Source organism: Streptomyces sp. H51 (genome assembly GCF_035656535.1).
Classification (GTDB): domain Bacteria; phylum Actinomycetota; class Actinomycetes; order Streptomycetales; family Streptomycetaceae; genus Streptomyces.
Window position 1 is genome coordinate 26,029 of the sequence record NZ_JAYMHD010000038.1, and the last position, 18,391, is coordinate 44,419.

13 protein-coding genes and 2 pseudogenes are annotated in these 18,391 nt (G+C 70.1%); 11 read left to right on the plus strand and 4 right to left on the minus strand.

The genetic code is table 11. The features are described from left to right. The first annotated feature begins 33 nt into the window (after positions 1–33). Positions 34–1,551 (plus strand): M1 family metallopeptidase, encoded by a 1,518-nt coding sequence (locus VKA29_RS10695; RefSeq protein WP_324785104.1) that lies wholly within the window; start codon positions 34–36, stop codon positions 1,549–1,551. Positions 1,552–1,699: 148 nt separating this feature from the next. Then, positions 1,700–3,193: a GTPase HflX gene (gene hflX / locus VKA29_RS10700; RefSeq protein WP_324785105.1), complete on the plus strand. Its 1,494-nt coding sequence runs from the start codon at positions 1,700–1,702 to the stop codon at positions 3,191–3,193. An 89-nt stretch (positions 3,194–3,282) separates the two neighbouring features. Here the strand turns inward: hflX and VKA29_RS10705 are convergent, their stop codons facing one another. Beyond that, a complete protein-coding gene (locus VKA29_RS10705) occupies positions 3,283–4,506 on the minus strand; it encodes a hypothetical protein (RefSeq protein ID WP_324785107.1) in 1,224 nt (407 codons plus the stop codon). Between the two features lie 417 nt (positions 4,507–4,923). On the opposite strand from VKA29_RS10705, the pseudogene VKA29_RS10710 reads away from it, so the two are divergent. Both VKA29_RS10710 and VKA29_RS10715 read left to right on the plus strand, forming a co-directional pair. Further along, a pseudogene (locus VKA29_RS10710) lies at positions 4,924–5,164 on the plus strand (aspartate aminotransferase family protein); the annotation flags it as partial. A gap of 87 nt (positions 5,165–5,251) precedes the next feature. After that, complete coding sequence (locus tag VKA29_RS10715) at positions 5,252–7,264, plus strand: ATP-dependent DNA helicase (protein WP_324785108.1); 2,013 nt, start codon at positions 5,252–5,254, stop codon at positions 7,262–7,264. 129 nt (positions 7,265–7,393) lie between these two features. On the opposite strand, the gene lexA is transcribed toward VKA29_RS10715, so the two are convergent. Further along, the gene (gene lexA / locus VKA29_RS10720; RefSeq protein ID WP_324785109.1) at positions 7,394–8,173 is read right to left on the minus strand and encodes a transcriptional repressor LexA; all 780 of its coding nucleotides are present in this window, start codon (positions 8,171–8,173) and stop codon (positions 7,394–7,396) included. Between the two features lie 662 nt (positions 8,174–8,835). Here lexA and nrdR point away from each other — a divergent pair. Beyond that, positions 8,836–9,393 carry a transcriptional regulator NrdR gene (gene nrdR / locus VKA29_RS10725; RefSeq protein ID WP_324785110.1) on the plus strand — a complete coding sequence of 186 codons (558 nt, stop codon included), beginning with the start codon at positions 8,836–8,838 and terminating at the stop codon, positions 9,391–9,393. Between the two features lie 166 nt (positions 9,394–9,559). Next, positions 9,560–12,445: a vitamin B12-dependent ribonucleotide reductase gene (locus VKA29_RS10730; RefSeq protein ID WP_324785111.1), complete on the plus strand. Its 2,886-nt coding sequence runs from the start codon at positions 9,560–9,562 to the stop codon at positions 12,443–12,445. Positions 12,446–12,544: 99 nt separating this feature from the next. Here VKA29_RS10730 and VKA29_RS10735 read toward each other — a convergent pair whose 3' ends face one another. Next, positions 12,545–13,078 (minus strand): TerD family protein, encoded by a 534-nt coding sequence (locus VKA29_RS10735; RefSeq protein ID WP_324785112.1) that lies wholly within the window; start codon positions 13,076–13,078, stop codon positions 12,545–12,547. 151 nt (positions 13,079–13,229) lie between these two features. Here VKA29_RS10735 and VKA29_RS10740 point away from each other — a divergent pair, with 151 nt between their 5' ends. Together VKA29_RS10740 and VKA29_RS10745 are read left to right on the plus strand one after the other, a co-directional pair. Beyond that, positions 13,230–13,835: a YdbC family protein gene (locus VKA29_RS10740; RefSeq protein WP_324785113.1), complete on the plus strand. Its 606-nt coding sequence runs from the start codon at positions 13,230–13,232 to the stop codon at positions 13,833–13,835. 75 nt (positions 13,836–13,910) lie between these two features. Further along, on the plus strand, positions 13,911–14,543 hold the full coding sequence (locus VKA29_RS10745; protein ID WP_324785114.1) for a histidine phosphatase family protein: 633 nt from the start codon (positions 13,911–13,913) through the stop codon (positions 14,541–14,543). Between the two features lie 147 nt (positions 14,544–14,690). Here VKA29_RS10745 and VKA29_RS10750 read toward each other — a convergent pair whose 3' ends face one another. After that, a complete protein-coding gene (locus VKA29_RS10750; RefSeq protein ID WP_324785115.1) occupies positions 14,691–15,434 on the minus strand; it encodes a hypothetical protein in 744 nt (247 codons plus the stop codon). A 142-nt stretch (positions 15,435–15,576) separates the two neighbouring features. Between VKA29_RS10750 and VKA29_RS10755 the strand changes: the two genes are divergently transcribed. The 3 genes and pseudogenes from VKA29_RS10755 to VKA29_RS10765 all read left to right on the plus strand — a co-directional run bounded on the left by VKA29_RS10755 (position 15,577) and on the right by VKA29_RS10765 (position 18,368). Continuing rightward, positions 15,577–16,326, plus strand: coding sequence for a TRADD-N-associated membrane domain-containing protein (locus VKA29_RS10755; protein ID WP_324785116.1), 750 nt, complete (start codon positions 15,577–15,579; stop codon positions 16,324–16,326). Between the two features lie 705 nt (positions 16,327–17,031). Then, positions 17,032–17,585: pseudogene (locus VKA29_RS10760) on the plus strand (TetR/AcrR family transcriptional regulator); the annotation flags it as partial. 81 nt (positions 17,586–17,666) lie between these two features. Next, entirely contained in the window at positions 17,667–18,368 is a 702-nt protein-coding gene (locus VKA29_RS10765) for a ribonuclease HII (RefSeq protein ID WP_324785117.1), read from the plus strand. The last annotated feature ends 23 nt before the right edge of the window (positions 18,369–18,391 follow it).

Here is an 18,391-nt window from a genome sequence, read left to right on the forward strand (position 1 = left end):
CGTCACGCGCGCGTGCACTGGTAGCGGTGGTGCATGCCGCTCACCCACCGCCCCCGGCCCCGCCCCCGGCCGCGGGCCGCCGCGCTGCTCGCCCCGGTCGTCTGCGCCTGCCTCCTCGCGGCGAGCGCTCCCGCCACCCCCCTGGGCGTCGGCGACCGCCTCTTCCCGTACCTGGGCAACCCCGGGTACGACGTGGCGTCGTACGACCTCTCCTTCACCTACCCGGGCGGCAACAGGGAGCCGCTGCGGGCGGTCACCACGATCGACGCCTGGACGACCGCGGACCTGGACCGGGTCAACCTCGACTTCGCGCACGGCACGGTCGAGTCGGTGCGGGTGGACGGTGAGCCGGCCACGTTCGCGCAGGCCGGCGACGACCTGGTGGTCACGCCCGAGGACCCGCTGCCCGAGGGCAGCCTGGCCCGCATCACCGTGCGGCACACCAGCGACCCCGTCCCCGCCCGCGGCCAGGACGGCGGCTGGGTGCGCACCGCGGACGGACTCGCCATGGCCAACCAGGCCGACGCCGCCCACCTGGTGTTCCCCTGCAACGACCACCCCTCCGACAAGGCGCGGTTCACCATCCGGATCACCGCGCCCGACGGCTACACGGCCGTCGCGAACGGCCTGCCGGCCGGTGTCCACCGGGCCGGCGGGGCGACCACCTGGACGTACCGCAGCCGGCACCCCATGGCCACCGAGCTGGCCCAGGTGTCCGTCGGCCGGTCCACCGTGCGGCACCGCGAGGGCCCGCACGGCCTGCCCGTGCGCGACGTCGTGCCCACCCGGGACCGTGAGCGGCTCGAGCGCTGGCTGAAGCGGACGCCCGAGCAGATCGCCTGGATGGAGAGCAAGGTCGGCCCCTACCCCTTCGAGACGTACGGCCTGCTCGTCGCCGACGCCGACACCGGCTTCGAACTCGAGACGCAGACGCTCTCGCTCTTCGAGAAGGGCCTGTTCACCGCGGCCGCCTACCCGGAGTGGTACGTCGAATCGGTCATGGTGCACGAGCTGTCCCACCAGTGGTTCGGCGACAGCGTCACCCCGCGCACCTGGTCCGACGTGTGGCTCAACGAGGGGCACGCCACCTGGTACGAGGCCCTGTACGCGCAGGAGAAGGCGAACAAGCCCATGGAGACGCGCATGAAGGCCGCCTACGCCGCCTCCGACCGATGGCGCGCCGCCGGCGGACCGCCGGCCCTGCCCGAGCCCCCCAGCCCCGGCCGGAAGATCAGCATCTTCCGGCCCAACGTCTACGACGGTGCCGCGCTCGTCCTCTACGCCCTGCGCCAGGAGATCGGCCGCCCGGCCTTCGAACGCCTGGAACGGGCCTGGGTGCGGGACCACCGGGACTCCACGGCGACCACCGAGGACTTCGAACGGCTGGCCGCCGAGATCTCCGGACGCGACCTGAGCGGCTTCTTCAAGGCCTGGCTGTACGGCGAGAAGACCCCGCCGATGCCCGGCCACCCGGACTGGAAGCCGGCCGCGTCCTCCGCCGCGCCCGTCGCCACGTCCACTGCCGCCTCCTCCGCCGCGCCCGCCGAATAAGACGGTGACGGAACGGACCGCACCGTGCCACCATCGTCAGGCCGGCGTCGCAGGGGACACGGGAATCTCCCGGGGCACTCGTGCGTTGTGCAGAATGACCGCCGGCAACCACTGCCGACACGGCACCCACCGACGACGTAAGGATCCAATGACCTCCTCTTCATCCCCTTCCCAGGACACGCAGCGCCTCGCGCAGAACTACCCCGAGGGTCTTCGGGCCGATGCCCTGATGGAAGAGGACGTCGCCTGGAGCCACGAGATCGACGGCGAGTGGGACGGCGACCAGTTCGACCGCTCCGAGCGCGCGGCCCTGCGCCGCGTCGCGGGACTGTCCACCGAGCTCGAGGACGTCACCGAGGTCGAGTACCGCCAGCTCCGGCTGGAGCGGGTCGTCCTCGTCGGCGTCTGGACCTCGGGGACCGTGCAGGACGCGGAGAACTCGCTGGCCGAGCTCGCCGCCCTCGCGGAGACCGCGGGCGCGCTGGTGCTCGACGGCGTGATCCAGCGCCGCGACAAGCCCGACGCGGCCACCTACATCGGCTCCGGCAAGGCCACCGAGCTGCGGGACATCGTCCTGGAGACCGGCGCGGACACCGTCATCTGCGACGGTGAGCTCAGCCCGGGCCAGCTCATCCACCTCGAGGACGTCGTCAAGGTCAAGGTCATCGACCGCACGGCCCTGATCCTGGACATCTTCGCCCAGCACGCCAAGTCCCGGGAGGGCAAGGCGCAGGTCGCGCTCGCGCAGATGCAGTACATGCTGCCGCGGCTGCGAGGCTGGGGTCAGTCGCTGTCCCGGCAGATGGGCGGCGGCAAGGGCGGCGGCCTCGCCACCCGTGGTCCCGGTGAGACCAAGATCGAGACGGACCGGCGGCGGATCCGCGAGAAGATGGCGAAGATGCGCCGGGAGATCGCGGAGATGAAGACCGGCCGCGAGATCAAGCGCAGGGAGCGCAAGCGCAACAAGGTGCCGTCCGTCGCCATCGCGGGCTACACCAACGCGGGCAAGTCCTCGCTGCTCAACCGCCTCACCGGTGCGGGTGTCCTGGTCGAGAACGCGCTGTTCGCGACCCTGGACCCGACCGTCCGCCGGGCCCAGACCCCGAGCGGCCGGCTCTACACGCTCGCGGACACCGTCGGCTTCGTCCGGCACCTGCCGCACCACCTGGTCGAGGCGTTCCGCTCCACCATGGAGGAGGTCGGCGAGTCCGACCTGATCCTGCACGTGGTGGACGGCGCGCACCCGAACCCGGAGGAGCAGCTCGCCGCCGTGCGCGAGGTGATCAGGGACGTCGGCGCCACCGGCGTACCCGAGATCGTCGTCGTCAACAAGGCCGACGCGGCCGACCCGCTGACCCTCCAGCGGCTGCTGCGGATCGAGAAGCGGTCCATCGCCGTCTCCGCCCGCACCGGCCAGGGCATCCCCGAGCTGCTCGCCCTGATCGACAGCGAGCTGCCCAGGCCGTCCGTCGAGATCGAGGCGCTGGTGCCGTACACCCACGGCAAGCTGGTCGCCCGCGCCCACTCCGAGGGTGAGGTGATCTCCGAGGAGCACACCCCGGAGGGCACCCTGCTCAAGGTGCGGGTGCACGAGGAACTGGCGGCCGATCTGGCGCCGTACGTCCCGGCACCGGCCGCGTAGTCACCGGTCCATCACCGGTCCGGCCACCGGCGCAGCCACCCGAGACAGCACGAAGGCCCGCCCACCCAGGAGCGGGCCTTCGTCGTCGTTCACTGCTTGGCGAACTTGCCGCTCACCTCGTCGTACACGTCCTTGGCCACGTCACCCAGCCGCGGACCGGCCAGCCAGCCCGCCGTCACCGGGCCGATCGAGGTGTTGGAGACCAGCGCCGGCTTGCCGTCCGACCCCGTCTCGACCCAGCCGCCGCCGGACGAACCGCCGGTCATGGTGCAGCCGATGCGGTACATCGTCGGGTCGGAGGTGTTCAGCGACAGCCGGCCCGGCTTGTCCGTGCACTGGTACAGCTTCTGGCCGTCGTAAGGGGCGGCGGCCGGGTAGCCGGTCGCGGTGATGTCGGAGACCTCCGGTACGGCCGGGGCGTTGAAGTTCACCGGAAGCGCCGCACCGACCGTCTCCTCCAGGGACTTGCCGTTGCCGCCCTTCTCCGGGGTCACATGGATGACCGCGAAGTCGTACGAGGCGCCGTCGCCGCCCGTCTCCCCGCCCTGCTTGATCCACTGGTCCGAGGTCTGCGCCCAGTCGCCCCACCACACGCCGTACGGAGCGACCTCCTCACGGGTGGCGTTCTGCAACTGGTCCGCCGTCCGGCCCGCGTCGTTGTACGACGGCACGAACGCGATGTTGCGGTACCAGCCGCCCTTCTTGCCCGCGTGCACGCAGTGGCCCGCCGTCCACACCAGGTTGGACTTGCCCGGGTGCGCGGGGTCCTCCACCACGGTCGCCGAGCAGACCATCGTGCCCTCGGGCGCGTCGAAGAACACCTTGCCCGCCGTCGCGGCGTTCGCGTGGTACGCGGGCGCCACCGCCTTCGCCTGCACCGGCGCGGGCTCCGGGTCGGTCACCCCCTGGTCGCCGGAGATGTCGTTCTCGTCGACGCTCTTGTCCGGGTCCTCTGCGTCACGCATCCGGTCCGGGTCCCACAGCCCCTTGATGATCGGGTTGATGAACTCGTCGGCCTCACGCAGCCAGTCGTCCTTGTCCCAGTTCTTCCAGGCGCCGTTCTTCCACTTGTCGAGGTCGAACCCGTGCTCCTTGAGCTTCTGCTTGATGTCGTCGGGTATCTGGATCTTGCCGTCGCCGCCGCCGGTCGGGGTGGCGGAGGCCTGACCGCCGGCCTCGGCGTCACCGGAGGAGCAACCAGTGGCGGTGAGCGCCAGAGCCGAGGCGAGGGCGACGGCGACGAGAACGGGGGAGGTCCTGCGGCGCACGCTCCTCTCACTGCGAGCGGTGAACGGTGGCCTGGTGGATCGCATGGTCTGAACTCCCCCTGAGCTGATGAAAGTACCGGTGTTGCGGCCGTGACCGCAGGCGCGGCCCCGGTTCGTCGGAACGGCACCACACACTATGCGGTCGCTGCGGGCGAGTTCCGACGGAACGGCAACGGTTCGGCTACAAGGCGTCTGACCTGCCGCTCCGTGAGGGGGAGTCGGTTCGCGTCGATGCCAATGGCGCCGGGTGCGGTCCGAGTTGCGAGGGGCGGGGCGGGCCGAGGAGCACGGAAGGATCTTGGAACCGTCCGTAACCCGTCGGGCGCGGTGGGGTTGTAGTCGTTGCGTGGTCTGCCGTGCGCGTGCGGTCCTCCACTCCTGTGTGCGGCGTGGCACGTCCGCCTGCGTAGTGAGACGCCGACTCGTCCCGCACCACAGGGCGGACCGGGAGAACCGGGGTGGATTCCGGCGAAGCGGTGGAAACGGGAGGGCAGGGAGAACGTGGCCGAGTCCGCGCACGAGACGATCCCGCGGCGCCGGCCCCGCCCGGGATTCCACGGCCCGCAGCTACGCGCGCGCCCTGCCGATCGTCCCCGTGCGGGCCCGCGGCCTGACCGCCGAGGGCGCCGACGGACACCCTTACCTCGACTGTCACTCCGGCGCCGGGACGGTCGTCCCGGGCCACAGCCACCCCGTCGTCCTGTGAGAGGAGCGCCACCGTGCCGCCCGCCGCCCCCGGATCCGCCTTGATCGCCCGATTGTCAGTGCCGGGCCGTAGGGTGGTCGCGCTATGACGAAGCCCTCACTCCCCGAACTCCTGCATGCCGCCGTCGCCGCCGTCGGCGGCACGGAGCGCCCCGGCCAGGTGACCATGGCCGAATCCGTCGCGGAGGCGATCGACGACGGCTCCCACCTGCTGGTCCAGGCCGGCACCGGCACCGGCAAGTCGCTGGGCTACCTTGTGCCCGCCCTCGCGCACGGAGACCGCGTCGTCGTGGCCACGGCCACCCTCGCCCTGCAGCGCCAGCTCGTCGAGCGGGACCTGCCGCGCACGGTCGACGCGCTGCACCCCTTGCTGCGCCGCCGCCCGGAGTTCGCGATGCTCAAGGGCCGGTCGAACTACCTGTGCCTGCACCGCCTCCACGAGGGCGTCCCACAGGACGAGGAGGACGGTCTCTTCGACCAGTTCGAGGCGGCCGCGCCGACCAGCAAGCTGGGCCAGGACCTGCTGCGGCTGCGCGACTGGGCGGACGAGACCGAGTCGGGTGACCGGGACGACCTCACGCCCGGGGTCTCCGACCGTGCCTGGTCCCAGGTGTCGGTCTCGTCCCGGGAGTGCCTGGGCGCGTCCAAGTGCGCCTACGGCGCCGAATGCTTCGCCGAGATGGCCCGCGAGCGTGCCAAGCTCGCCGAGGTCGTCGTCACCAACCACGCGTTGCTCGCCATCGACGCGATCGAGGGGGCCCCGGTCCTGCCGCAGCACGAGGTGCTGATCGTCGACGAGGCGCACGAACTGGTCTCGCGGGTCACCGGCGTCGCCACCGGCGAGCTCACCCCGGGCCAGGTCAACCGCGCGGTGCGCCGCGCGGCGAAGCTGGTCAACGAGAAGGCCGCCGATCAGCTCCAGACCGCCGCCGAGGGCTTCGAGCGGCTGATGGAGCTGGCCCTGCCGGGCCGCCTGGAGGAGATCCCGGAGGACCTCGGCTACGCCCTCATGGCACTGCGCGACGCCTGCCGTACGGTGATCTCCGCGATCGGCGCGACCCGCGACAAGTCCGTCCAGGACGAGGACGCGGTCCGCAAGCAGGCCCTGGCCTCCGTGGAGTCGGTGCACGACGTGGCGGAGAGGGTGGTGAACGGCTCGGAGTGGGACGTCGTCTGGTACGAGCGCCACGAGCCCCGCGGCGGAGCCGCATATCGATACAGCGGCGCCTCCCTGCGGGTGGCCCCGATGTCCGTGTCGGGACTGCTGCGGGAGAAGCTCTTCGCGGACCGCTCGGTGATCCTGGCCTCCGCGACGCTGAAGCTGGGCGGGGACTTCAACGGCGTCGGCGCGTCCCTGGGCCTCGCCCCGGAGGGCACCGAGGGCGACGACGTGCCGCAGTGGAAGGGCATCGACGTCGGCTCCCCCTTCGACTACCGCAAGCAAGGCATCCTCTACGTCGCCAAGCACCTGGCCCGACCCGCCCGCGACGGTGACCGCGCCGACATGCTCGACGAGCTGACGGAGCTGATCCAGGCGGCGGGAGGCCGCACGCTGGGCCTGTTCTCCTCGATGCGGGGGGCCCAACTCGCTGCCGAGGAACTGCGTAACCGCATCCCCGAGTTCCCGATCCTGCTCCAGGGCGAGGAGACCCTCGGGGAGCTGATCAAGAACTTCGCGGCCGACCCGCGCACCTGCCTCTTCGGCACCTTGTCGCTCTGGCAGGGCGTCGACGTCCCCGGCCCCAGCTGCCAGCTGGTGGTGATGGACAAGATCCCGTTCCCGCGGCCGGACGACCCGCTGATGAGCGCCCGCCAGAAGGCGGTGGAGGACGCCGGCGGCAACGGTTTCATGGCGGTCGCCGCCACCCACGCCGCGCTCCTGATGGCCCAGGGCGCGGGCCGCCTCGTACGGGCGTCGGGGGATCGCGGTGTGGTCGCGGTGCTGGACCAGCGGCTGGCCACGGCCCGGTACGGGAGCTATCTGAAGGCGTCTCTGCCCGACTTCTGGTACACCACGGACCGCAACCAGGTGCGCAGGTCGCTGGCGGCGATCGACGCGGTGGCGAAGCAGGCCGAGGCGCAGGCGGAGGCGGAGTAGCACCCTCGGGCTCCAGGGGGCAGCACCGAGGGCGGCCGGGGCAGGACAGGGCAGGGCCCCGGAACCGGCGCAGTGGTTCCGGGGCCCGGTCAGGGAGCGGGTCCGACGCAGGACCGCTCGCTGCGGCCGTCACACGCGCCGCAGCACCGCCACCACCTTGCCCAGGATGGTCGCGTCGTCGCCGGGGATGGGCTCGTACGCGGAGTTGTGCGGGAGGAGCCATACGTGGCCGTCCTCGCGCTTGAAGCGCTTGACGGTGGCCTCGCCGTCGAGCATGGCGGCCACGATGTCGCCGTTCTCGGCGACCGGCTGGCGGCGCACCGTGACCCAGTCGCCGTCGCAGATCGCGGCCTCGATCATCGAGTCGCCGACGACCTTCAGCACGAACAGCTCACCGTCGCCCACGAGCTGGCGGGGCAGGGGGAAGACGTCCTCCACCGACTCCTCGGCGAGGATCGGACCACCGGCGGCGATGCGGCCGACCAGCGGGACGTACGACGCGGCGGGCTTGCCGGCGGTGTCGGTGGGCTGCACGGAGGCGGCCTGGTCGGAGCCGCGCACCTCGTAGGCGCGCGGGCGGTGCGGGTCGCGGCGCAGGAAGCCCTTGCGCTCCAGTGCCATCAGCTGGTGGGCGACCGAGGAGGTGCTGGACAGGCCGACGGCCTGGCCGATCTCCCGCATCGACGGCGGGTAGCCGCGTCGCTGCACGGAGTCCCCTATGACCTCGATCACCCGGCGTTGCCGGTCGGTGAGTCCGGAGCTGTCCGCCCGGATGCCTGGAGGTCGGCCGGGCAGGGAGCGCTTGGGCCCCTCGGCGTTCACAACTTCGTTCATCGCGTGCACCGGCTCGAGTCGGCCCTGGGCGCGGTCCTGGGCAGTGATGGTGGCGCTGTCTGCGGTGGTGGTCACGTCGGCCCCTCTCGATGGTCTCCCTGCTGGACAACGGTAGTTGCTTTCGAAAGGTTGCGCCAAACACACGTTCGAGTGAAAAACTGCGAGTTACCTGACGCGATCGCGTGTTTGGGTGTATGGCTGACGCGGCACCCGGCAGGCGGAAGGGCTTGCTGTTGTACGCTTCACCGCCGGGTCGGCGACCTTGTGGGTCGCGGCCCAGTCTGCCATCCGGGACACCGGCGACCGGCACCGGCTCCGCGTCCGCGCGGGAGCCCCGCGCCCCCTCCGTGTGGCGCCCACGGTATCCCCGCACGCGCGGTGACGGTACAGCCGTGCGCCGATGTTGTCCCGGCGGAGCCCGCCGGGCCCCGGTGGGCGCCGACGAGTACCGCCGCGTGCGTGCCGTCGTCGTGCGGGCCGGCCCCGCGGCGCCCGCCCCGCCGCGCCGTGCCGCGGTCCGCCGCGCCGTGCCGCGGCCCGACATTGCGCGACACGCGCGGGCGACCTGTGTGTATGAGCCAATCCCCACATCTAGTGGTTGGATTGCGACAGCAGCCCAGAAGTTGTGGTGCCCCGGGTCTTCGGACCTCCGGAGATCGCCTATGCTGGGGGCTGCTTCGAGGGGCCCGTGAGGCCCGGCGAGGTTGTTGAGTCTGCTGTGAGGAGGGTTGGGAACCATGCACTGCCCCTTCTGCAGGCACCCCGACAGCCGTGTCGTGGACAGTCGTACGACCGACGACGGCACGTCGATCCGCAGGCGCCGTCAGTGCCCTGACTGCTCCCGTCGTTTCACGACGGTGGAGACGTGCTCACTGATGGTGATCAAGCGGTCCGGAGTAACCGAGCCCTTCAGTCGCACCAAGGTCATCAACGGCGTGCGCAAGGCGTGCCAGGGGCGGCCCGTCACCGAGGACGCGCTCGCCCAGCTCGGCCAGCGGGTCGAGGAGGCGGTGCGGGCCACCGGGAGCGCCGAGCTGACCACCCACGACGTGGGGCTGGCCATCCTCGGCCCGTTGCAGGAACTCGACCTCGTCGCGTATCTGCGGTTCGCCTCCGTCTACCGGGCGTTCGACACGCTCGAGGACTTCGAGGCCGCGATCGCGGAACTCAGGGAGGAGACGCGACGCGCCGCCGCGGACGACGACCGTGCGGGCGCTGTCGCGGAGAGCCGGGAAGACGGATCCGGGCCCGGGGAGACCGTCCAGGTCCCCGAGCCCGCCCACGCCGCCGACTGACCGGAGGGCCGGAACCGGGCCCGAGGCCCCGGGACCGGCCGGACGGCGGCGATCGAAGACCCGTTGCGGGCGGCGGCAGGAGAGCGCCCGCGACATCAGACACCACACCGTGCCACGGGAACATTCGGGGCACTTCAGGGCGTTTCGCCCGTACCAGGGAGGCGGCATGACAGAGACGGCGAGCGGTCCGGCACGAGGTTCCCGAGCCAAGGGCGCCAAGGCCGGCAAGGGGCTGCGTATCGAGCGCATCCACACCACCCCGGGCCTGCACCCGTACGACGAGGTGACCTGGGAGCGCCGTGACGTCGTCATGACCAACTGGCGCGACGGCTCGGTCAACTTCGAGCAGCGCGGCGTCGAGTTCCCCGACTTCTGGTCGGTGAACGCGGTCAACATCGTCACCAGCAAGTACTTCCGCGGTGCCGTCGGCACCCCGCAGCGCGAGACCGGCCTCAAGCAGCTGATCGACCGCATCGTGAAGACGTACCGGAAGGCCGGCGAGGACCACAAGTACTTCGCCTCGCCCGCCGACGCCGAGATCTTCGAGCACGAGCTGGCGTACGCCCTCCTGCACCAGGTCTTCAGCTTCAACAGCCCCGTCTGGTTCAACGTCGGCACGCCGCAGCCCCAGCAGGTCTCCGCCTGCTTCATCCTGTCCGTCGACGACTCCATGGAGTCGATCCTCGACTGGTACAAGGAAGAGGGCATGATCTTCAAGGGCGGCTCCGGCGCCGGCCTGAACCTCTCCCGCATCCGCTCCTCCAAGGAACTGCTGTCCTCCGGCGGCAACGCCTCGGGTCCCGTCTCCTTCATGCGCGGCGCCGACGCCTCCGCCGGCACCATCAAGTCCGGCGGCGCCACCCGCCGGGCCGCCAAGATGGTCATCCTCGACGTCGACCACCCCGACATCGAGGACTTCATCGAGACCAAGGTCAAGGAGGAGGAGAAGATCCGCGCCCTGCGCGACGCGGGCTTCGACATGGACCTCGGCGGCGAGGACATCACCTCCGTCCAGTACCAGAACGCCAACAACTCGGTCCGGGTCAACGACGAGTTCATGAAGGCGGTCGAGTCCGGCGGCAAGTTCGGCCTGCGCGCGCGGATGACCGGCGAGGTGATCGAGGAGGTCGACGCCAAGTCCCTCTTCCGCAAGATGGCGGAGGCGGCCTGGGCCTGCGCCGACCCGGGCATCCAGTACGACGACACCATCAACCGCTGGCACACCTGCCCGGAGTCCGGCCGGATCAACGGCTCCAACCCCTGCAGCGAGTACATGCACCTGGACAACACGTCCTGCAACCTCGCCTCCCTGAACCTGATGAAGTTCCTGAAGGACGACGGCAAGGGCCACCAGTCCTTCGACGTCGACCGCTTCACCAAGGTCGTCGAGCTGGTCATCACCGCGATGGACATCTCCATCTGCTTCGCCGACTTCCCGACCCAGAAGATCGGCGAGAACACGCGCGCGTTCCGCCAGCTCGGCATCGGCTACGCCAACCTCGGCGCCCTGCTGATGGCGACCGGCCACGCCTACGACTCCGACGGCGGCCGTGCCCTCGCCGGCGCCGTCACCTCCCTCATGACCGGCACGGCGTACAAGCGCTCCGCCGAGCTCGCCGCGGTCGTCGGCCCGTACGACGGCTACGCCCGCAACGCCGACGCCCACAACCGCGTCATGAAGCAGCACGCCGACGCCAACGCCGTGGCCGTCCGCATGGACGACCTCGACACGCCGATCTGGGCCGCCGCCACGGAGGCCTGGCAGGACGTGCTGCACCTGGGCGAGAAGAACGGCTTCCGCAACGCCCAGGCGTCCGTCATCGCCCCGACCGGCACCATCGGTCTGGCGATGTCCTGCGACACCACCGGCCTCGAGCCCGACCTCGCTCTGGTCAAGTTCAAGAAGCTGGTCGGCGGCGGCTCGATGCAGATCGTCAACGGCACCGTCCCGCAGGCCCTGCGCCGCCTGGGCTACCAGGAGGAGCAGATCGAGGCGATCGTCGCCCACATCGCCGAGCACGGCAACGTGATCGACGCCCCCGGCCTCAAGCACGAGCACTACGAGGTGTTCGACTGCGCCATGGGCGAGCGCGCCATCTCCCCGATGGGCCACGTCCGCATGATGGCCGCGATCCAGCCGTGGATCTCCGGCGCGCTGTCCAAGACGGTCAACATGCCGGAGACGGCGACCGTCGAGGAGGTCGAGGAGATCTACTTCGAGGCCTGGAAGATGGGCATCAAGGCCCTCGCGATCTACCGCGACAACTGCAAGGTCGGCCAGCCGCTCTCCGCCAAGAAGAAGGAGACGACGGAGGCCAGGGCCGATCGGTCGGCCAAGGAGTCCAAGGTCGAGAAGGTCGTCGAGTACCGTCCGGTCCGCAAGCGCCTCCCCAAGGGCCGCCCCGGCATCACGACGTCCTTCACGGTCGGCGGCGCCGAGGGCTACATGACGGCCAACTCCTACCCGGACGACGGACTGGGCGAGGTCTTCCTGAAGATGTCCAAGCAGGGCTCCACCCTCGCCGGCATGATGGACGCCTTCTCCATCGCCGTCTCCGTGGGTCTGCAGTACGGCGTGCCGCTGGAGACGTACGTCTCGAAGTTCACCAACATGCGCTTCGAGCCGGCCGGCATGACGGACGACCCGGACGTGCGGATGGCGCAGTCGATCGTCGACTACATCTTCCGCCGCCTGGCGCTCGACTTCCTGCCCTTCGAGACCCGCTCCGCGCTCGGCATCCACTCCGCCGAGGAGCGTCAGCGCCACCTCGAGACGGGCTCCTACGAGCCGTCGGAGGACGAGGTCGACGTCGAGGGCCTGGCCCAGTCGGCGCCGCGCACCCAGGAGCTGAAGGCCGTCGCCGCGCCGAGGGCCGAGGTCGAGGCGGCCCAGCCCGCCCCGAAGCAGGCGCACACCAGCGCCGAACTGGTGGAGATGCAGCTCGGCATCCAGGCCGACGCCCCGCTGTGCTTCTCCTGCGGCACCAAGATGCAGCGGGCCGGCTCCTGCTACATCTGCGAGGGCTGCGGCTCCACCAGCGGCTGCAGCTGACCGGGGCGGGGCGCGTCCCCGCCTGACGGACGCTTCACGCGAGAGGGGCGCCGACCACGTGTCGGCGCCCCTCTCCGCCGTGCGCGGCGGCGGCGCGGGTCAGGGCCGGCGCGTCCGGCCCATGGTGCGGGTGAACGTCGCCGGGTCGTCGTCGAAGCCCTGGATGCCGGGGTGGTAGTCCCAGACGGTGTCGCCCCCGCGCACGAACTCCGCGACGGTCGCCGCCGTCGCCCCGAGGACGCCGCCGAAGTCGTCCTCGGCCAGCACGGTGTACCCCTCCCGAATGCGCAGGCCCGCGCTGCGCACGCCGACGAACGTCCGGCGCGCGGGCCGCTGCTGGATCACCACACCGACCACCACGCGGGCGTACCGCTCGCTGAGCCGCTCGAGCTCCAGCGTCATCACCTCGTCCCAGCCGAAGCCCTTGCCGTCGTGGCTGTCCCGGTTGAGGTAGATGGTGCCGTCGGGGGAGCGGCTGTCGAAGTGCACCACATAGGCCGGATCACCGTACGGATCGTCCGTCGTATAGGTCGCCGCCACGATGTCAAGATCGGTGGGCGGCTCGCCCGCCGGACTGGGGTCCCACTTGATCGCGATTTCGACCTTGCGGATGCCCTTGTTGATGGCGCTCACCCGACTCCCCTTCTCCCTATGCCGTTTTGGCCCTTAACTGCCGCGCAGACAAGGGCGGTTGTCCATCCTGCCACGCGGGCGCGGAGGTGTCCGGGGGCGTTGTCGGCCGGAGCGTGACCGCCGCCACGTTCCTGGGCCTTACCATGGCGCGGTGCTGGTCAAGTGGATTCGCTGCACCGTGGTGGACCGCCGCGGTTTCGAGCGGGGGCAGCGGAAGTGGGCGGGGCTTCTGGGGGAGCCGGGGTTTCGGGGGCAGGGTGGTGGCTGGAGCCGGCGGCGGCCGGGCGTGGCGCACGTCTTCTCCTTCTGGGAGAGCCGTTCCTTCTACGACTCCTTCATGGCCCGCTCCCACGACCGGCTGGCGGCGTCCCAGTCGGGGACCTTCAAGGACGCCCGGGCGAAACTGTTCGAGTACCGCTTCGACGTGAAGACGGGCTTCGAACCGCGTTTCACCGACGCCGACCTCGTCCGGGTGGCCCTCTGCCGGGTCCACGAGGAGCGCGCCGAGCACTTCACGCTCATGCAGGAGAAGGTCTGGAACCCCGCCATGGCCGGCTCGCCCGGCATGCTCCGGGGGCTGTTCGGGGAGGGGCCGGGGCACGAGTTCCTGATCCTGTCGATGTGGCACTCGGCCGCCGAGCACGGCAAGTACCGCACGGAACGGGTGGAGCGGCTCGCCCTGCGGGCCCAGACGGAGGCGGACATCGCGGCCCTCACGGGCGACATCGTGGATCTCGAATCGACCTGGACGGTATGAGCGGACTGTGTGACCTACGCCGTAGGGGGACCGTACGAGTGCTCGATGTGCCGCGACCCGATCTAGGGTTTCGGCATGGCACGACCACGGCGCATCGTTCTTGTCCGGCACGGGGAGTCAACGGGCAATGTTGATGACACCGTCTACGAGCGTGAGCCCGATCACGCCCTGGCCCTGACCGAGCGCGGCCGGCGCCAGGCCGAGGAGACCGGGGAACGGCTGCGGGAGCTGTTCGGCCGCGAACGCGTCAGCGTGTACGTGTCGCCGTACCGTCGTACGCACGAGACCCTGCGGGCCTTCCACCTCGACCCGGACCTCATTCGCGTGCGCGAGGAGCCCCGGCTGCGCGAACAGGACTGGGGGAACTGGCAGGACCGCGACGACGTACGTCTCCAGAAGGCCTACCGGGACTCCTACGGCCACTTCTTCTACCGGTTCGCCCAGGGTGAGTCCGGGGCCGACGTGTACGACCGGGTGGGCGGCTTCCTGGAGAGCCTGTACCGCAGCTTCGAGGCGCCCGACCACCCGCCGAACGTGCTGCTGGTGACCCACGGCCTGGCCATGCGGCTGTTCTGCATGCGCTGGTTCCACTGGACGGTGGCGGAGTTCGAGTCCCTGTCGAACCCGGGGAACGCCGAGATGCGGATGCTCCGACTCGGGGACGACGGCAAGTACGTGCTCGACCGGCCCTTCGAGCGATGGAAGTAGGGCGCCCTTCGAGAAGGCCGCAGGCTCTCCGAGCGCCGCTGACGTACGGCTTGCGACTCAACGGCCGCCGCTCCCGCATCCACAGCGTGGTTCCTGCCAGGAGAACGCGAAAAGCGCCCCGGCCTCCACGAGGGGGCGAGCTGCGGCCTAGGCGGGCAGGATGGTCAGGCTGAGACCGTCAGGGTGTCCCAGGTCAACCATCTGTTCGTACGGAATCGCTGCCGGAAGCGGCCACTGGATCAACTCCTCCGTCGGCCACATCGGGTGCAACGAGGGCATGACCTCGAACGGAGCAAGGCGTTTGCCCTCAGCCACATCGGGTGCCCGGACGATCTGCACCACCATGCATCCGATCTTGAGCGTGCTGATCCAGGCGACACCGCTCGTCTCGGTGGTCGCGTACCCCTGGCACATCGTGTCCACGAGAGGGACCGAATCGTCAGGGGGGTGGTTCATGAAGCCGATGCGCCCGAGCATCGACCTGGTGGGCTCGCGCACTTCGTGGAACGTCCTGAAGTCGTCCGCTGGGATCACGCCGCGGACGTCGGCGGGATGCGTGTGCTGGAACATGAGCATGGTCTTCAAGGACCACGCCGACAATGCCCGCTGTGCGCCTGCGTCGAGGTCGCACGGGTTTCCGCGGATCAGATCAGGCAGGAAGCGCCTGACGTTCTCCTCCAACTGGTTCATCCAGCCGCTGTTGCACTCCGAGCAGACCACCTTCACCTGCTCGTTCAGCGGCGGGGCCTCGTGGTGCCGAACCGTGTCCACGCTCAACCGGACGTACCGGTGTCGCCGGACCGTCGGGTCGAACGCGACCTTGAGCCAGCGCGGGAGAACGTGCTCCTTCGTCAGAGGAGTACCTCCGCAGAAGACGCAGACCTTGGCCATGTGAAAGACCATAGAGGGCGTCGGCTGTCGCGTGATCGGATTTTCGGAGCCCAGCCTCGGACGCTGACGGGTGACCGGTCACGGGCTGACGGCCGTCAGGAAGGGAGAGACACACGGGCCGACGCTCTGACAGGGTTGGAGCGTGACGCTCACCTTCCCGGAGCAAATCGGCGTCGGGGCCCTCGCGCTTGCTGCCCTTGGCGGGTACATCTACCTCGTCAATCGGTACCTCTTGCCCTACGTTCGCAAGACCCTCTTCGGGGCTGTCGACGAGGAGCGCCGTCGTCTGCGAGCCGAGGTGCTGGGTGAAACGCCTGAGACAAAGGCGGAAGAGGGCGCTGACACAAGCGGAGGTGACCGGACGGCCTCCGACGATCAGGCGGCAACACGCTTCGCCAGGCTCCTGATCGAGTACTACGCCTACGGGCTCACGCAGGCCCGTCGGAGTTTCGGCGTCAGCTTGACCTGCTCTGTGCTGGGCGGCCTTGTCCTGTTGTCCGGCGTCGGCATGGCGATCTTCCGGGCCGAGAGCACCGGGGACCAGTACGCCTCCGTCACGGCGAGCGTGGCGGGCCTCGTCATGACGGTCATCGGCACCTTGTTCCACCGGAGGGCGGACCTGGCCCTGAAGCACATGGAGTCCCAGACGCAGTCGCTCCGGCAGGACATGAAGGTCGAGCGGGACGCCGGTCAGGCGATCCGGCTGCTCGAAGACGTCGATGATCCGGCGCTCAAGGCGCATCTGCAAGCCGCGTTGATCCTCAAGTTCTCCGCCGCGAAGCTCCCCGAGTTGGGTGGTGTTCTGAACTCGGCCGGGGCCCGCCCACAGCCCGGCGCCAACGGTTCCGTCCCGCACCAGTCGTCGGAGCCCGCGGCTTCGGCAGGCTCTTGAGCCGCCGCTCCATGGATTTTTGATGTCCACCTGTGGGTAGATCCCTCGGAGCTTCCGTCGAGCCAGGAGGGGTGAGGACCGGAAGCCTGCCACTGCTCGTGGAAGCGACTTGGAAAAGGGACAGCCCAGTACGGCCGCCAAGTCGCCGGGCGTGACCAAGGAATCCAGGCATGTACGGACGTGCCGGGGTCTTGGCACGCCTGACTGCCGAGGTCCCGGAGAAAGGGACCCGCAGCAGTGAACACCCTCAACGCGGCTCTTGGCGCAGCCACCGCAGCCCTTGCGCTCGGAGCCGAGGTCTTCCGCTTCCTTCGTGACCGCCGGGACCGGAGGCGTTCCCAGGCATCCGAGGAGGCCGACGACGAGAGCTGATCGAGCCGGCCGTCCGGCGCTCCGGAAAGGGGCGTCAGACGGCCGCTGGATTCTCACGTGTGTGGTCACGGGTGACCGCTCAGGGACTGACGACCTTGACCGTCACGACGCTGACGCCCGCCAGCCCGCCAGCCCGCCGGCCTCGCGGGCGTGGCGGGACCCCGAACCGTACGGGATCTCCGGGTAGCGCGGCAGGTGGCACAGGGGGTAACCGTCCGTGCGCGACGGGAACTCTCTGTGACCGGTGCTCGTTGTCGTGGCGGTTGCTGTGCGAACGGGCGCGGGCGCGGAGTGGGGGGAGGGACGGTAGCCGGAGGGGTGGTGCGGATGGCCAAACGCGCGATCCTCGACGCCGCGTTGGAGCAGCTCGGCACGGTCGGCTGGAAAGGCCTCACGATGGAGGGCGTCGCCGCCGGCGCCCAGACCGGCAAGGCCGCTGTCTATCGCCGCCGGCCGTCCAAGGAGGACCTCGTCGCGGACGCGCTCAAGGCCGGACTGCCGAGTGCCGAGGTGGCGCCCGATCTCGGCAGCGTCGCGCGGACCTGCTCGAGCTGTGCCGGCTGGCACGCGGGGCCATGTTCTCCCTCCCCGGCTCCGCCGTTCGCGCGGTGATTCACGAATGCGACCCCGTGTAGGCCGAGTGTTTCCATGGCGTCATCTACGACCAGATCGTGGAGCCCACCCTGAAGCTGCTCAGGGAGGTCATTGCCCGTTGAATGGAGCGCGGAGAGGTGCGATCCGACGCAGCCGACAGCTATGTCTTCGATGCCGTCCCGGCCGTGATGATGTACCGCTCCAAGATGTGCGGAAGTGAATGGAGCGACCGCGATCTCGAGGAGATGATCGACCAGTCGATGGTTCCCCTGCTGAGGCCGGACAGCGCCTGACGGCGGCACGCGACGCCCTCGGCGCCGCCGTGGGAACCGGGGTGTCGCCGGGTGATCCCGGCGGCGTACGCTAAGGGCGCCATGCCGTACGAGCCACCCACTCACACCGTCGAGCGCTCCCTGCGCGCCACGACCGGAGCGAAGGTCATTGCCGGTGTCGACGAGGTGGGGCGCGGCGCGTGGGCCGGCCCCGTCACCGTCTGCGCGGCGATCACCGGACTGCGCCGACCCCCTGAAGGCCTCACCGACTCCAAGCTGCTCACCGTCAGGCGACGCACCGAACTCGCTGCGCACCTGCGGGAGTGGGTGACGTCGTACGCCCTGGGGCACGCCTCCCCGGAGGAGATAGACGACCTGGGGATGACCGCCGCGCTGCGCCTGGCGGCGGTACGCGCCCTGGAAGCGCTGCCGGTCCGCCCCGACGCCGTGATCCTCGACGGGAAGCACGACTATCTCGGTGCTCCCTGGCGGGTCCGCACGGTGATCAAGGGTGACCGGTCGTGTGTGGCGGTCGCGGCGGCCTCGGTGATCGCCAAGGTCCAGCGCGACAAAATGATGGCCGAACTGGGTATCGACCATGCAGACTTCGGTTTTGCGGACAACGCCGGGTATCCGTCACCCGTGCACAAGGCCGCACTGGAGGAGCGGGGCCCCACCCCGTACCACCGCTTGTCGTGGGCGTATCTTGATGCGCTGCCCCAGTGGCGGCACCTCAAGAAGGCCCGCGGTTGGGCGGACGGAAGCGTTCCGGAGGTCGAGGGTCAGCTCGGCTTCGACTTCTGACGGTTCCGCTCGCACTCGTGTGC